This is a genomic window from Pedobacter aquatilis (genome assembly GCF_032678425.1).
In the GTDB taxonomy this organism is placed as follows: domain Bacteria; phylum Bacteroidota; class Bacteroidia; order Sphingobacteriales; family Sphingobacteriaceae; genus Pedobacter; species Pedobacter aquatilis_B.
In genome coordinates, this window is the sequence record NZ_JAVTSG010000001.1 from 1 (window position 1) to 15212 (window position 15212).

The following is a 15212-nucleotide window of genomic DNA, read 5'->3' on the forward strand; positions in this document are numbered from 1 at the left end:
CGTTAAAGGCTTTTATTTGATGGTTTTTCGTTAACTGCATGGACATCAGGGAGAAAAAGTTGAAACTTTTTTGATGTTGGTTTGTTTAAGATATCCGTTTTTACCGCCGTAAAGGCTTTCCCGCTGATTTCCGCAGATAAAACAAAGGTAAGTTGACAGTGGTTAGTTGACAAGTTTAACCGTCCTAAAGGCTTTCCCGCTGATTTTCGCAGATAAATACCGCAGATTTTAGGGATTTAACTGCACATTGCCGATAATATTTACCACATGATATGTCTAAAAACATTGAAAAAGCACTCCGTTTTGAGACTCCAGTCTAAAAACCATTAATAATTAACCATCGGGTTGGTGCGGCGACAACAGGATTTGGAATGGAGGGCGGGACGGACTTTAATTGAAAAACCGAACCCTGATTTACTAATATTAATTTTTACCCCCTAAGACACCTAGAAAATTTCGTTAAGTTCTTTTGAAAACTGAAATTTGAAGATTGGTAATTAATGTTTTTACCATATAAGGTATAAGGTCATTTAAGGTACACGCCCTGCTTTTGATAATTGTTTATTGTGCATTGTTAATTGGAATTTGTTTATTGATAATTGATAATTTGAGCTGGAAACACTTGTTCGTAATAAAACATGTTAAAAATTGTTAACTATATATATGTAGTGAATTGCAATAAGTAGCTTAGCGGCCAATTGTTTTATATTGATGTTATCGTATTATTAATTATCTTTGCAGAATGTTTAAAATTAAACACTTATTTATTTTAGTATTTATTGCCGCTTTAGGTATGGCGGGTTGTAAGAGTCGTTTCGAGAAATTGAGAGCGAGTAACGATGTTGCAAAAAAATACCAGGAAGCCATTAGATTATATAATAAGCGTGATTTCAGTAAGGCATTGGTGCTTTTTGAAGATTTATCGCAGAAATATCGTGGACGTGAGCAGGCTGAAGGTTTGAACTTTTACTATGCTTATACCTTATACAAATTACAAGATTACACTACTGCGAGGTATCAGTTTAAGAGTTTTGCAGATACCTACCCGGCGAGTAAGGATGCTGAAGAGGCACGTTACATGGCGGCATATTGCTATTACTTAGAATCGCCTGTTTTTTCATTAGACCAGGAAAATACTTACAAAGCTATTGATGCTTTGCAATTATTTATAAACTTATACCCTACAAGTGAGCGTGCTGCAGCTGCTGCGAAGTATATCGGTGTATTAAGAACTAAACTAGAGGACAAGGTTTTCGAAAATGCAAAGCTTTATTTAACTACTGGCCCTAGTAACGTAGAAAATTACAGAGCTGCAGTTATTGCCTTGAAAAATGCACAAAGAGATTACCCGGATATTAAATATGCGGAAGAAATGGATTTCCTGATGATTAAGGCTCAATATATGTACGCTAAAACCAGTATTCCAATTCGTCAGGAAGATAGGTATAATGAGGCTACATCATTGTATGAAGAATTTACAGAGAAATATGCTACAAGTAAATTCACAAACGATGCCAAGCAATTAAAATCGGATATTGAATCTGGTATTAAACAAAATAAAGCTGAATTGGCGATGTATGCCGCAGACCAAGCTAAATACATGGAAATGATTAAGAAAACCAGTAAGGTAAAAGATACTGTTTCTCAAAAACCAACTAACGCAGATAATACGAATATTAAAAACAATTAATACATGAATACTAACAAACCTGCTATACCGAACACTACGGTTACCAGAAATGTACACGATTTAGACAGAACTACTGATAATCTTTATGAATCATTAGTTGTGATTGCTAAAAGAGCAAATCAGATTTCTAATAATATGAAAGAAGAATTGCATGGTAAATTAGCAGAATTTGCTTCGAGCAATGATAACCTTGAAGAGATTTTTGAAAATCGTGAGCAAATCGAAATCAGCAAACATTACGAGCGTATGCCGAAACCAGTTTTAGTAGCTATGGATGAATTTTTGAATGAGAAAGTTTACCATAGAAATCCGGCTAAAGAACAAAAATAAAATTAGCCTAGCGCACAGAGTTTGGAGCTAAACGTTTTGCGTGTGCGCTAATGCACTCTGTTTTAACTCTTCGCTTGATGCTTAAAAATAAAAACATAATACTTGGCGTTTGCGGCAGTATTGCAGCTTATAAGTCGGCCTTTTTGGTTAGGCTTTTAGTTAAGGCTGGTGCAAACGTTAAGGTTATTTTAACTCCCGATGGTGCTAATTTCATAACACCACTTACACTTGCTACACTTTCTAAAAACCCCGTTTACACTCAATATTTTGAGGAAGAAACAGGTGTTTGGAGCAACCACGTTGAATTAGGCCTTTGGGCTGATTTAATCATCATTGCCCCTACCAGTGCAAATACACTCGCTAAATTGGCTACCGGAATTTGCGATAACCTGCTAACTGCGGTTTATCTATCGGCTAAATGCCCGGTTTATGTTGCACCTGCAATGGATTTAGACATGTGGAAACATGAAACTACGCAAGGCAATATCGCGAAGATTAAAAGCTTTGGAAATATTGTTATCAACCCAGAAAGCGGTGAATTGGCTAGTGGATTGTATGGTGCGGGCAGAATGGCAGAGCCTGAAGAAATCGTTTCTTTTTTGGAAAATTCGATAAAAAGCGGATTACCGTTTTACGGTAAAAAAGTTATGGTTACTGCCGGACCAACCTATGAGGCGATAGACCCGGTTCGTTTTATAGGTAACCATTCATCAGGTAAGATGGGCTTTGCCATCGCAGATGAGCTGAGCAAGCTTGGTGCAGATGTTACTTTAATTGCCGGACCAACCGCACAGAAATCAACACAAGCTCTAAAGAGAATCGATGTAGTTAGTGCCAAAGATATGCTTGATGCCTGTACATCTATTTTTAAAGAAACTGATGTAACGGTGATGTGTGCCGCTGTTGCCGATTACAAACCTAAAACCGTTTCTACACAAAAGATTAAAAAATCCAATAGCGAATTTAACCTCGAGTTGGAGAAAACAGCTGATATTTTAGCCTCACTTGGTGCAACCAAAGCGCCAAACCAAATTCTAGTTGGTTTTGCTTTGGAAACCAATGATGAAGAAAACTACGCTAAGGGAAAGCTAGAGAAAAAAAATCTGGATTTAGTTGTGCTGAATTCTTTAAATGATAAGGGCGCTGGCTTTAAATCGGATACAAATAAAATTACTATTTTTAACAAAGCACTTCAAAAAACAGCATTCGAGGTAAAATCAAAAGCTGGAGTAGCGGTAGATATATGCAATGAAATTTTAAAACTTATTAAATGATAAAAAGACTTGTTTGTTTACTAATCATCCTTGGTTTCGGAAAATTACATGCGCAAGAGTTAAATGCTCGTGTGCAACTTTTGGCGCCACAGGTATCGAACATAAGTAAGCAACAGCTCGATGTTTTGCAAAAAACACTGAGGGATTTTTTAAACAACAATAAGTTTACAACAGAAACCTACAAAGCACAGGAAAGAATTGACTGTAATTTCGTTATAACCCTAACCTCTTGGGATGGTGGTTCGGGTTATGCTGCAGAAGCTCAAATTCAGAGCAGCAGACCGGTTTTCAATTCGACATACAATAGCACACTGCTAAACATAAGCGATAAGAATTTCGATTTCAGTTATAATGATGGCTCAACAATCGATTTTTCGGATCAGAATTACATCTCAAATATTAGTGCGCTATTAACCTACTATGCCTATACAATAATCGGTTTGGATAAAGATAGTTTTGGCAAAATGGGCGGTAGTGCTTATTTCAAAAAGGCACAAAACATCATAAATCTGGCGCAGGTTTCGGGCAATACCGGCTGGCGTGCGGCCGATGGTTTGCGTAATCGTTTCTGGTTTAACGAAAATACCCTCAACCCTATTTTCGGCGAATTGCGAAATTTTATTTACAATTACCACTTCAAAGGCTTAGACCAGCTTACCAACGATGATAAAGGTTTAATGCCAATTGTTGCGGCCTTAACCGAGCTTCAAAAAATGGATAAGCAAAAGTTAGGTTCCATCTTTCCTAATGTTTATTTCGCCTCAAAGGCCGAAGAAATTACAAACGTTCTGACTAAACTAAATACTCAGGAGCGTTTAAAGGCTTACAATCTTCTGTCAGAAATTGACCCGGCAAATATCGGGAAGTACGAAGGTTTAAAAAGTAATTAGTTTTATAATTTCTTGTAAAGCAATTTCCCTAATTCATTTTATCGTAAGTCCTGCTTTACGCTTTATTCCGCTGCGCTCCATGTTCGCTGCAATCAGGTTTAAAAAACATACTTCAGCAAACAAAAATTCCGCTCCCTCCTGCTCAAATTTAAAATCATTGTGCAACGTTTACGCTAAGTCTGCGTCATGTAGTTAAAACAGTTTTTGTTAAAAATCTGTTAAATAATTTTTATAATACGAATAACTTCGTACATTTGATTACGAAATAATTCGTACAACTGTAACATATGAGTAATAATAATATCAAACCAACAGAAGGTGAAATGGAAATCTTACAAGTGCTTTGGCAAAAAGGCCTTTGCACAGTAAGAGAAGTACATGAAGCTTTAAATAAAAAAGATTCTGGTTACACAACTACCCTAAAGCTTATGCAAATTATGCACGAGAAAGGAATGGTAGAGCGAGATACTAATCAGAAAACGCATATATACAAAGCAATTGTAAATCAAGATAAAACCGAAAAGCAATTGGTAAACAAAATGATTGATAATGTATTCAATGGTTCGGCAGCCAGATTAGTGATGCAAGCTTTGGGTAATCATTCTGCAACAAGTGAAGAACTGGACGAGATTAAAAAATACCTGGATAGTCTTAAGTAGTTCATTAGTCATTAGTCATTAGTCATTAGTCATTAGTGAAAACAGGTTATCGCAAAGAATAGTATCAAACAAAAAATAAACTGATTATATAAAATTAGACCAAGTAAAATGGAAACTTTATTACCACAATTTATCAAAGCTTTTGGATGGAGCATTTTAAATTCTCTTTGGCAAAGTGCACTTATTTATGGCATTTTATTTATTGTTTTATTAAGCCTACCTAAGCTTGCCGCAAAGCATAAACATAATCTGGCATTTGGCTCTATCCTATTAATGTTTGGTTGCTTTGTTTATAATTTAACCAATATATTGCTAAAAAGCATTTCAGCTCCTAAATCGGTTGGACATATTGAAGACCTGAATGCAATTCAATATTTAAATAATATACCTGATAATCTAAACACCAAAATAGAGCAGTACTTTCCGATTGTAGTCGCATTTTATGTAATCGGCATTTTATTGCAGCTGTTTGTTATCGTGAAAGGCTACAATAAATTGGCTCGTTTTAAAAAGGAAAACTTAAGCCTAGTGCCAGCAGGCTGGAATGATATCTTTCAAAGGGTTACTGCAAATCTTAAAATTAGAAAATCCATAAAATTTCATTTATCATCTATTGTTAATGTGCCCTTGGTAATTGGCTATCTAAAACCTATCGTTTTGTTTCCCGTAGCATTAGTGAACGAATTAGATAACGACCAGGTTGAAGCTATTTTAATACACGAGCTTTCACACATCCGCAGGAATGATTTTCTATTAAACTTAATCAAAACAGCTATTGAAACCTTTCTATTCTTTAACCCATTTGTTTGGATGGCGGGCAGATTTATACACATAGAGCGTGAGCACGCTTGCGACGACCTGGTTTTAAAACTAACCGGAAAGCCATTAAATTATGCTCATGCCCTGCTAAAATTAGAATTATTGAAGGATAAAAACAGTCCGGCTTATGCTTTGGCAGCGACTGGCAACACTCAAAATTTATATCAACGTATTAAAAGAATCACAAATATGAAAACCAATTATTTAAACGCAAAACAGCAAATGGCTGCCTTAACATTGGGCGTTGCTTGCTTATTCTCTATCGCATGGATTAATCCTGCTAAGAAAGAAATCAAAAAAACATCAAAAAAGATAGAAGTTTTAACCGCTGGCCATATCAATACTAATGCAGTTGTTTTTATGGATACCACTAAAAAACGTAAAATCAGAATTGTAACGGTAGATGCTAATGGCAAAAGAACTGAATACAATTCTGTGAAAGACATGCCAGATAGTTTGAAAAAAGACTTTTACAATGATGAACTTTTTGGAGGAAGACGTGCATTTATTTACAGAAGTGATTCTGCCTTCAAGTTTAAGGATTCATTATTTAGTGCTAAAATCCATCGTGAGTTTTCATCACCGGCGGCACAATTAAAATGGAAAAAATACGGAGAAGATATTGCAAGAGAATTTTCTTCGCCGGAAGCGCAGGCCAAATGGAAAAAACTTAGCGAAGATATGAATAAGGAATATTCATCTCCCGAAGCACAGGCAAAATGGAAAAAAATAGGTGAAGATATGGCCAAGGAATATTCATCACCTGAAGCACAAGCAAAATGGAAAAAATTTGGTGAAGACATTGCAAAAGAATACGGTTCTCCAGAGGCACAAGCTAAATGGCAAAAAATGGGAGCAGATATGGCAGCCCAATTTAATACACCTGAATTCAGAGCTCAAGTTTTAGAACTACGGACCAAAGCATTAAAAAATGGCGAAAAATTGAGAATTTCAGCATTGAGCCGTTTAAATGCCGATACAGCATTTGTATTACACAATGATAATTTCCGTGCGCTGAAAAGTAGGGATGGCGTATACGTACTTGATAATTCATCAAGCAAACTCAGACAAAGCGAGGAATACAAAAAACTAAAGCAAAAATTTGATAAAGAAGTTAAAGAGCTGAGAGAAAAAATTGAAAAAGAAGAGCGAAAAGAGAAACCTGAAAAGCGTGAGCGAATTGAGCGAGACGAGAACTAAAAACCAAATCATAATATCTGTAAACAGCGAAGAAATATCTTCGCTGTTTTTATTTTAGGCTATTGGTAAAATAACTTTTTAGTATTTTCGCATTAGCTATGCTACAAAAACTTTCTATTCGTAATTACGCGTTAATCGACAGCCTCGACATTGAGTTTGATAAAGGCTTAAACATTATTACTGGTGAAACTGGCGCTGGTAAATCCATCATTCTGGGGGCTTTATCTTTAATTTTAGGTCAGCGGGCCGAGAGCAAATATTTCTTTAATCAGGATAAAAAATGTGTAATAGAAGGCACATTTCTTTTGGCTGATGAGCAATTGAAAGAAAGTTTTGAAGAAAATGACATAGATTTTTTTAACGAAACAACTTTGAGACGTGAGATTTCAATTGATGGGAAATCGCGTTCTTTTATAAATGATACGCCTGTAAATTTATCAACGCTAAAACAAATCGGCGAAAAACTGATAGATATTCATTCGCAACATGCTACGCAGGAAATTAACAATGCAGAATTTCAATTGCTCATGGTTGATTCATTATCTAACCATCAGGAACTGTTATCAGAATATAGAGCTGGTTTTAAAGCCTTTAAAAAAGATTCTGCCTCACTAAAAAAATTGATAGAAGAAGCAAGTGAAGCAAGAAACAAGCAAGATTACGAGCAGTTTTTATTTAATGAATTAGAACAAGCCAATCTACAGGTTAATGAGCAAGATGAGTTGGAGGCAGAATTAGAAAAGCTTACACATGCCGAAACCATTAAGCGTGCTTTATTGAACGGAAATACCTTATTAAATGATGGAGAGCCATCTGCAATTTTACTTTTAAAGGAGGCACAACTGCAATTGCAAGCTGTAGAAAAGTTCGACCCTGCAATTAATGCACTTTATGAAAGGTTAAAATCGTGTATAATTGAAATTAAAGATGTTGCTGACGAAATTTCGGTTATCGAAAATAATACGATGCATAGCGCTGAACGGTTAGACACGATTAACCAGCGTTTAGACTTACTATACTCCTTACAACAAAAACATCGTGTTGACGATAATACCGGATTACTTGCAATTCAGACGCAGCTTGAAAGTAATTTAAATCAACTTTTATCTTCTGATGAACAAATAGAAAAACTATCAAAACAAATTGAATTACTCAAGATAAAACTTAAAAAACAAGCAGCGGAATTAAGCAAAAACCGTACGAAAGCTATTAAACTTGTTCAAACTGAAACGGAAGAAACATTAAAGCAAGTTGGTATGCCTAATGCAAAAATGGTTTTGGCGCAATCACCGATTACAGAATTATCCAAAGATGGTTTAGACGAAATTGCTTTGTTATTTTCGGCAAATGCCGGACAAGCACCTGCTCCGGTAAATAAGGTCGCTTCCGGCGGTGAGCTTTCGAGATTAATGCTTTCTATTAAGGCTTTACTGGCCAAACATACTGCTTTGCCAACCATCATATTCGATGAAATTGACACCGGAATTTCAGGAGAGACGGCATTGAAGGTGGGCGAGGTGATATCAATTTTAGGTGAAAATATGCAGGTCATTTCAATCACGCACTTGCCTCAAATTGCAGCGAAGGGTAAGTCGCATTATTTTGTTTATAAAGCTGATGAAGGCGGAAAAACTACAACCGGAATTAGAAAACTGAAACAGGAAGAGAGGGTAAATGTGATTGCAGAAATGTTAAGCGGTAAAAATCCTGGTGCTTCAGCAATTGAAAATGCTAAGGAATTATTGGGTTAATTTGTCTAAATCATCATTATTACTTTCTAAACTAATAAATTAGTTTATATTTGTTTTAATGAAAAGATTATTCCTATTTTCTATTTTCAATCTGATTTGTATTGCTGCTTTTGCACAGAATGTTATTCTATCTGGTGTAATAAAAGATAAACGAGGTGAAGTTTTACCCGGTGCTGGAGTTTTTGTTAGCGGCTACAAAATAGCCACTGTTGCAAATAACAATGGTGCTTATACATTAGGATTAAAACCGGGCAATTATGATATTCTTTTCCAGATTATTGGTTATAAAACAGTAGCTAAAAATATTCTAGTAGAAGACAAACCGATAAAACTTGATGTAGTTTTAGAAGAAGATGCCATGCAACTTGATGAGGTAACCATAAAACCTGATCCTAACCGGGCAGGATACATCAGAATGTTTACCGATTTTTTTATTGGTACTACACCAAACGCTGCCCAATGCAAAATCATTAACCCTAATGTTTTAATCATCGATTACAGCAAGGATGATTCAAAACTGACTGTAAAAACCAATCAGTTTTTAATCGTTGAAAATAAAGCGCTGGGCTACCGCATAAAATACCAGATTAATTTATTTGAATGGGATAATAAGACCAACATTATTTATTACGAAGGCTTCCCATACTATGAAGATTTAAAAGGTGGCAAAGCACAAATGAGGCGTTGGGCTACCAAAAGAGATATCGCCTATCATGGTTCAAGCAGCCATTTTTTGACTAGTTTATACAACGGAAAATCTAAGGAAGAAGGTTTCATCATTAATAAACTCATCAGACAGGCTGATAAAACGCGACCATCAGATAGTTTGATTAATGCAAAAATTAAGCATTTTAGAACCGCAGCAATAAGTTCATCTGGAAATTTAAAAATAACTATTGGTGGAAATGATTCTTTATCTTATTGGGCAAAACAAAAGAATAAGCCAAAACAAATAGCTATTCTAAATCAACAAGAAGTTTTACCCGACACCTTAGTGAAGACATTTAACGAAAGTATTAAGAGTATTAATTTTAATGATGTTTTGTATGTAATATATACAAAAGAGAAAGAAGACCCATTATATGCAAATCGAATCGGCCTGTCAATTTCTCGCCCGTTAACAATGCCCGATTACCAGATTTCACTTATTAACTTATTAGTAGCACCCGTGTACTTTTATCAAAATGGAGGCACATACAATCCGCGTTCCATGCTATATGAGGGTTATTGGGGTTGGGAGAAAATTGCGGATAGTGTTCCGCTTGATTATCAGCCACAAAAATTAGTGAGATAGGTATATCAAATTATATTTAGATTGTTAAAACGGAAAACCTATTTTTATAAATATTCTGAATTCACTAACATTCCGTTCTCATGATTAAAATCATCACTATATTTATTTTTTTCATCCTTACGAGCATTAATACTTTTAGTCAGAATACTTTCTCGATTACCGGAAAAGTTAAAGATAACAAAGATGTATTGTCTGGTGTTGGGGTATTTGTAAGTGGTTACAAAATTGCCACAGTTACAAATAACGATGGCACTTACAGTTTATCGCTTAAAGCCGGAAGCTATGATATTCTTTTTCAATCGATTGGTTACAAAACATTAGTTAAAAATATTGTGGTTTCTGATAAAATAATAGTTCTTGATGTTGTTTTGGAGGAAGATACAAAACAACTGAATGAGATTACCATTAAACCAGATCCAAATCGTGGAAAATATATAAATCTGTTTACCGATCTTTTTTTAGGAACAACTCCAAATGCTGCACAATGTAAAATCATCAATCCAAATGTTCTGATAGTTGATTACAATCAAGACGATTCAAAAATGACTGTAAAAACCACTCAATTTTTAATCATCGAAAATAAAGCACTGGGCTACAGAATAAAATATCAGCTAGACTTATTTGAATGGAATGGTAAAACGAATGTAACTCGATATGAAGGTTATCCATATTATGAAGATTTAAATGGGAGCTATAGTCAAACCAAGCGCTGGACTAAAAAAAGAGATATAGCATATTTTGGTTCAAGCAATCATTTTTTCAGCAGTTTATTCTCAGGAAAATCTAAAGAAGAAGGTTTTATCATCAATAAAATGAAAAAACAAGTCGATAGGACAAGACCTTCGGACAGTTTAATTAATGCAAAAATTAAATATTTCAGAATATCGGGAATGGGTTCTGTAGGAAAACATAGACTAAATCCGGCAGATGATGATTCTTTGAACCATTGGACAGATGAAAAATATCGTCCTAAACAAATTGCCGTTTTACATCAGCAAAATGTTATGCCCGAAACATTGGTAGAAACATACAATGAAAGCATCAAGAGCATTAATTTTTCTGATGTTATATCGGTTGTATATACTAATGAAAAAGAAGAACCATCCTATTTGAATGATGCAATTCCTGTACCGCGACCTTCAAACATGCTCAATTATCAAGTTTCGCTAATAAATTTACTGGCCTCGCCAGTCTATTTTTATGAGAATGGCGGCATACAAAACCCACGCTCCATCATGTACGAAGGCTATTGGGCATGGGAAAAAATTGCGGATAGTGTTCCGCTTGATTATCAGCCAGAAAAACCCGTCAAATAGCAAAATGAAACTAAATGTTAAAATTGCTAAAACGGAAAACTTATTTAATAAATATTCTTCCATTTGGCTACATTAGCGTTCATGTATAAAAGCATTTTTGCATTACTTTTTATATTTCTTTTTTCTGTTGAAGCCTTTAGTCAGAATACCTTTTCGATAAGTGGGAAAGTTAGAGATAATGAAGGCGGTTTACCTGGCGCAGGCGTTTACTTAAGTGGGTATAAATTAGCCACTGTTGCCGATAATGATGGCAATTTTGTGCTTCCAAATTTAAAGCCAGGCAGCTATAGTATTTTGGTGCAAATGGTTGGATATCTTCCTTTTTCAAAATCTGTAATTGTAGAGGATAAATCAGTGAAGGTAGATTTAGTGCTTAAAGAAAATACGGTTTTACTAAATGAGGTTACCATTCGTGCCGACCCAAACCGGGCAAAATACATTAAGCAGTTTACCGAATATTTTATAGGCACTACGCCAAATTCAAAGCAATGCAAAATATTAAATCCGCAGGTCTTAAACGTAGATTTTGATGTAACTAAAAGCCTGCTTACGGTTAAAACAACAGAATTTCTTATTGTAGAAAATAAAGCGCTAGGCTATCGCTTAAAATATATGCTCGATTATTTTGAATATAATAGCCGTACACGAATCATCTATTTTTCTGGTCATCCATTTTTTGAAGAGTTCAAAGCATCGGCATCTAAAAAGAAAAAATATGTTGAAGCCCGTGAAATAGCATATTACGGCTCATCGCAACATTTCTTTCGCTCTCTTTATGAAAATAAAAGCAAGGATGAAGGTTTCATCATCAATAAAATTGTACAAACGCCAAATCCAAATCGATACCCTGAAAACTATATTAACGAGAATTTAGTAAAAATTAGAACGCTACCGGAAAAAACAGGCATCAGAAAAGAAGCCGGAAAAATTGATGCAGGGTTATTAGAATTTTGGACCAAACAAAAGGAAATGCCTCGGTTTATAGACAAGTTTAGCAGAGCTGAGGTAAATCCAGATACCTTGGTTCATGACCTGAACGACAACTTAAAGTGGATAAATTATACTGATGCACTTTGCATACAATACACAAAGGAAAAGGAATCACTGGTGTATTCTAAAACTGGCTTTTGGATTTTTCGCCCCCTGGATATTCCTGAACATGAATTATCTGTGGTGAAATTAAGCCAAGGTCCTGTTCGCTTTTATCCTAATGGAAGTATCTACGATTCTCGCTCCATGCTTTACGAAGGTTACTGGGCTTACGAAAAAGTTGGCGATATGGTTCCAATGGATTACATTCCGATTTCGAGAAGATAATTATACTAACAACTTATTCACACAGATAAATAATACTAAAAATATTAGTATTTTTAATCTATGATTAATGAGGAAGAAGATAGGTATTTTAAAGGTCGCGGAGCACAATTTAATCCCCACAATAAATTTTTAAAAGATAGCTATGTAAAGGAGCACGATGAAGGCATTGATGATTGGGAAGAAAGCGACCGAAAAACATCCTTCATTTTTGAAAACTCCAAAACCATTGTAAACAAGGTTGATAGTCCGGATGTAGGAATGGCATATTCCTTAAATCCTTACCAAGGCTGTGAACATGGCTGTACTTACTGCTATGCCCGAAATGCCCATCAATATTGGGGTTATAGTGCGGGCTTAGATTTCGAAAGAAAAATTATTGTAAAGAAAGACGCTCCTGCCCTTTTTAAAAAGTTTCTGGAACGAAAAGGCTGGGATGCAACTACAATTTCGCTTTCTGGTAATACAGATTGTTATCAACCGGCAGAGAGAAAATTTAAACTAACAAGGCAATTACTGGAAATTGCTTTGGAATACAAACAACCTATCGGGATGATTACTAAAAACTCGCTTATTCTCCGCGACCTTGATATTTTGCAAGAAATGGCAAAGCTTAATCTTTGCATGGTTTATTCCTCTATAAATAGTTTAAATGATAAGCTTCGCCTCGCAATGGAACCCAGAACCGCAACAGCAAAACAAAGGTTAAAGGTTGTTGAAGAATTGAGCAAGGCAGGCATTCCGGTTGGTGTAATGGTTGCACCTTTGGTGCCAGGTTTAAGCGACCATGAGATTCCAGCCGTTTTGAAAACCGTTGCAAATGCCGGAGCCATAAAAGCAGGTTACACAATTGTTAGGTTAAATGGTGCCATCGCACAAATTTTTGAAGATTGGTTACGCAAAAATTTTCCAGATAGGTTCGATAAAGTTTGGCACATGATTCAAAGTTGCCACGGCGGAAATGTTAATGATAGCCGTTTTGGTGAAAGAATGCGTGGTGATGGCAATATTGCACAAATGATAAGAGATAATTTCAGGCTACATTGCAGATTAAACGGACTGAATGTGAAAGAAATCAAACTAGACCACAGTTTATTTAGAGTGCCTGGTTCGCAAATATCATTATTCTAGTTTTTACTTGTCAATTAATTGATTAAAACTTAGTTTTAAAAATGAATATTGCTTTAATAACTTACGAAGATAAAGGTGCTTATGATAGTCCGACAGTTGAAAGTGAAGATGATAAACTTCTACTTTTCTTAAAAGAAAAAGGCTTAAATATTGAAATGGTAATTTGGAATGATGAAAAAATTAATTGGGAAAATTATCAGCTTGCAATATTAAAATCACCCTGGGATTATTTTGATTTATATGAAGATTTTAAAATATGGTTAAATCTTCTAGAAGAAAAAAACATCAGACTTCTAAATCCTATTGATGTTATTAGATGGAATGCCGATAAACATTACTTAAAAGATATTGAGGCGGCTGGATTAAATATTACACCAAGTATTTTCATTACTGATGGTGAGGAAATAAATCTTAATGCTTTTTTTGAAAAATTTAATACTGATAAACTTATTGTAAAACCTTGTGTTAGCGGTGGGGCTAAAAATACATTTAAGGTTACATTGGATAACGTTGAAGAGATTAATCAAAAACTGAGGTTGCTTATTCAAAAAGAAGATTTCATTATCCAACCGTTTCTACCAGAAATTTTAGAAAATGGAGAATGGTCGTTTATTTTCTTTAATGATATTTATAGCCATACTTTAGTTAAAAAAGCAAAACAGGGCGATTTTAGAGTGCAACCAGCGCATGGAGGCTCTGTACATGTTCAAAATCCAGATAAAGCTTTAATAGAAATTGCAGCAGAATATGTAAAGCTTTTCGCTAAAAATTGTCTTTACGCCAGAGTAGATGGCACATTTGTAAATAATCAATTTTTATTAATGGAACTAGAACTTATCGAACCATTTTTGTTCTTAAATACTTCTAATCAGAATTATGAGAATTATTATAATGCTTTAAAAGCAATGATTTAACTAATTAAAATTTTCATGGCAATCGCACAAGCCAATGTCATGAAAACTTATTGCCTTCCAAATTCCTGAGTCCAGTAACGGCCATCTTTTGCAGCACCCATTTCTTTAAAATTTGCACTCATCATATTTTTACAATGACCTTCGCTATTTAGCCAAGCATCAAAAACCGCCTGTTCATTCGGTTGTCCCGCAGCAATATTTTCGCCATAACTCATCCATTTATAACCAGCAGCGGTAATTCTATCGCCCGGACTTTTTCCATCTAAAGAGGTATGACTGAAATAACTATTGGCATTCATGTCCTTGCTGTGTGCTAAAGCCGCCGCCGCCAAAAGATTATTCCAGCTTAGTGTAGCAACAGCAGGCATAGCCGTGCTCCCACAATTACAGCCTTTAACTCTAACATCATTAACTAATTTCAATAATAAATCATTATTTAATCCTGTATTAAGTGAGGTTCCAGGATTTGTTGGGGTAATTTCCTTTTCGGGGATAATCTCGCTGTTCTTTTCACACGATGTAATTAAAAGAATTGCAGAAAGGGTTATTAATTGTAAAAGTTTTCTCATTGGGATGATTCAATTGCTTTATTGCAGTATTTTAAATGAACTAATAACGCAATCGCAACAA

13 protein-coding genes are annotated in these 15212 nt (G+C 35.1%); 12 read left to right on the plus strand and 1 reads right to left on the minus strand.

The genetic code is table 11. The annotated features are described in order from the left end of the window. Positions 1–742: 742 nt before the first annotated feature. The 12 genes from R2Q16_RS00005 (at position 743) to R2Q16_RS00060 (ending at position 14582) form a co-directional block, all read left to right on the plus strand. Positions 743–1690 (plus strand): outer membrane protein assembly factor BamD, encoded by a 948-nt coding sequence (locus R2Q16_RS00005; RefSeq protein WP_316734400.1) that lies wholly within the window; start codon positions 743–745, stop codon positions 1688–1690. Between the two features lie 3 nt (positions 1691–1693). After that, a complete protein-coding gene (locus tag R2Q16_RS00010; RefSeq protein ID WP_231463127.1) occupies positions 1694–2020 on the plus strand; it encodes a DNA-directed RNA polymerase subunit omega in 327 nt (108 codons plus the stop codon). 77 nt (positions 2021–2097) lie between these two features. Next, entirely contained in the window at positions 2098–3294 is a 1197-nt protein-coding gene (gene coaBC / locus R2Q16_RS00015; RefSeq protein ID WP_316734401.1) for a bifunctional phosphopantothenoylcysteine decarboxylase/phosphopantothenate--cysteine ligase CoaBC, read from the plus strand. Then, positions 3291–4184: a DUF4835 family protein gene (locus tag R2Q16_RS00020; protein WP_316734402.1), complete on the plus strand. Its 894-nt coding sequence runs from the start codon at positions 3291–3293 to the stop codon at positions 4182–4184. Before coaBC ends, R2Q16_RS00020 begins: the two co-directional genes overlap by 4 nt. A gap of 287 nt (positions 4185–4471) precedes the next feature. After that, a complete protein-coding gene (locus tag R2Q16_RS00025; protein ID WP_316734403.1) occupies positions 4472–4843 on the plus strand; it encodes a BlaI/MecI/CopY family transcriptional regulator in 372 nt (123 codons plus the stop codon). A 108-nt stretch (positions 4844–4951) separates the two neighbouring features. After that, a complete protein-coding gene (locus R2Q16_RS00030) occupies positions 4952–6862 on the plus strand; it encodes a M56 family metallopeptidase (protein ID WP_316734404.1) in 1911 nt (636 codons plus the stop codon). A 98-nt stretch (positions 6863–6960) separates the two neighbouring features. After that, positions 6961–8613, plus strand: coding sequence for a DNA repair protein RecN (recN, locus tag R2Q16_RS00035; protein WP_316734405.1), 1653 nt, complete (start codon positions 6961–6963; stop codon positions 8611–8613). A 58-nt stretch (positions 8614–8671) separates the two neighbouring features. After that, positions 8672–9907: a carboxypeptidase-like regulatory domain-containing protein gene (locus tag R2Q16_RS00040; RefSeq protein WP_316734406.1), complete on the plus strand. Its 1236-nt coding sequence runs from the start codon at positions 8672–8674 to the stop codon at positions 9905–9907. A gap of 80 nt (positions 9908–9987) precedes the next feature. Further along, complete coding sequence (locus tag R2Q16_RS00045) at positions 9988–11223, plus strand: carboxypeptidase-like regulatory domain-containing protein (protein WP_316734407.1); 1236 nt, start codon at positions 9988–9990, stop codon at positions 11221–11223. An 81-nt stretch (positions 11224–11304) separates the two neighbouring features. Beyond that, positions 11305–12540, plus strand: coding sequence for a carboxypeptidase-like regulatory domain-containing protein (locus R2Q16_RS00050; protein WP_316734408.1), 1236 nt, complete (start codon positions 11305–11307; stop codon positions 12538–12540). Between the two features lie 60 nt (positions 12541–12600). Continuing rightward, the gene (locus R2Q16_RS00055; RefSeq protein ID WP_316734409.1) at positions 12601–13668 is read left to right on the plus strand and encodes a PA0069 family radical SAM protein; all 1068 of its coding nucleotides are present in this window, start codon (positions 12601–12603) and stop codon (positions 13666–13668) included. Between the two features lie 41 nt (positions 13669–13709). Continuing rightward, positions 13710–14582 carry a hypothetical protein gene (locus R2Q16_RS00060; protein WP_316734410.1) on the plus strand — a complete coding sequence of 291 codons (873 nt, stop codon included), beginning with the start codon at positions 13710–13712 and terminating at the stop codon, positions 14580–14582. A 47-nt stretch (positions 14583–14629) separates the two neighbouring features. Here the strand turns inward: R2Q16_RS00060 and R2Q16_RS00065 are convergent, their stop codons facing one another. Continuing rightward, positions 14630–15151, minus strand: a complete 522-nt coding sequence (locus R2Q16_RS00065) for a CAP domain-containing protein (RefSeq protein ID WP_316734411.1) — start codon at positions 15149–15151, stop codon at positions 14630–14632. Between the last annotated feature and the right edge of the window lie 61 nt (positions 15152–15212).

Excerpts from the sequence above, each read along its gene's own strand:
- R2Q16_RS00005 (WP_316734400.1), top strand. The coding sequence starts at position 743 with ATGTTTAAAATTAAACACTTATTTATTTTAGTATTTATTGCCGCTTTA.
- R2Q16_RS00010 (WP_231463127.1), top strand. The coding sequence starts at position 1,694 with ATGAATACTAACAAACCTGCTATACCGAACACTACGGTTACCAGAAAT.
- coaBC (WP_316734401.1), top strand. The coding sequence starts at position 2,098 with ATGCTTAAAAATAAAAACATAATACTTGGCGTTTGCGGCAGTATTGCA.
- R2Q16_RS00020 (WP_316734402.1), top strand. The coding sequence starts at position 3,291 with ATGATAAAAAGACTTGTTTGTTTACTAATCATCCTTGGTTTCGGAAAA.
- R2Q16_RS00025 (WP_316734403.1), top strand. The coding sequence starts at position 4,472 with ATGAGTAATAATAATATCAAACCAACAGAAGGTGAAATGGAAATCTTA.
- R2Q16_RS00030 (WP_316734404.1), top strand. The coding sequence starts at position 4,952 with ATGGAAACTTTATTACCACAATTTATCAAAGCTTTTGGATGGAGCATT.
- recN (WP_316734405.1), top strand. The coding sequence starts at position 6,961 with ATGCTACAAAAACTTTCTATTCGTAATTACGCGTTAATCGACAGCCTC.
- R2Q16_RS00040 (WP_316734406.1), top strand. The coding sequence starts at position 8,672 with ATGAAAAGATTATTCCTATTTTCTATTTTCAATCTGATTTGTATTGCT.
- R2Q16_RS00045 (WP_316734407.1), top strand. The coding sequence starts at position 9,988 with ATGATTAAAATCATCACTATATTTATTTTTTTCATCCTTACGAGCATT.
- R2Q16_RS00050 (WP_316734408.1), top strand. The coding sequence starts at position 11,305 with ATGTATAAAAGCATTTTTGCATTACTTTTTATATTTCTTTTTTCTGTT.
- R2Q16_RS00055 (WP_316734409.1), top strand. The coding sequence starts at position 12,601 with ATGATTAATGAGGAAGAAGATAGGTATTTTAAAGGTCGCGGAGCACAA.
- R2Q16_RS00060 (WP_316734410.1), top strand. The coding sequence starts at position 13,710 with ATGAATATTGCTTTAATAACTTACGAAGATAAAGGTGCTTATGATAGT.
- R2Q16_RS00065 (WP_316734411.1), bottom strand. The coding sequence starts at position 15,151 with ATGAGAAAACTTTTACAATTAATAACCCTTTCTGCAATTCTTTTAATT.